1 protein-coding gene is annotated in these 378 nt (G+C 74.1%); it reads right to left on the bottom strand.

Going from position 1 to position 378, the window contains the following annotated elements:
• On the bottom strand, nucleotides 1-378 hold a 378-nt coding region (locus D183_RS0121155), incomplete at both ends, for a FecR family protein (RefSeq protein ID WP_017910755.1).

The following is a 378-nucleotide window of genomic DNA, read 5'->3' as shown; positions in this document are numbered from 1 at the left end:
GCGCTGGCCGGCGCGCAGCACGGCAGTGCTGCCGCCGTCCGGCGCGCGCACGGCGACACGGCCGTCGATCACGGCGACCTCGGCGGTGCGACCCTGCAGGCGCACATCGAAACGCGTGCCGAGCACCCGGGCGCTGCCGCCGGCGCTGTCGACCACGCACGGACGCCGTGGATCGTGCGTCACCTGCAGCAACGCTTCGCCGCGCAACAGCTGGACCGAGCGCAGGTGCGCCTGCATGTCCACGGCGATGGCGCTATCGGTGTTGAGCGTGACCACGCTGCCGTCGCGCAGATGCACGATGCGCACCTCGCCGACCCGGGTGAAGGCATCGCTGCGCAGTCGGTCCAGGCCGCCCCCGCCAACCCAGGCGCTGCCGCC

Source organism: Xanthomonas sp. SHU 199, assembly GCF_000364665.1.
Lineage (GTDB): Bacteria > Pseudomonadota > Gammaproteobacteria > Xanthomonadales > Xanthomonadaceae > Xanthomonas_A > Xanthomonas_A sontii.
The sequence above is the reverse complement of the archived record's forward strand: the minus strand, read 5'-3'. Positions and strand labels throughout refer to the sequence as shown.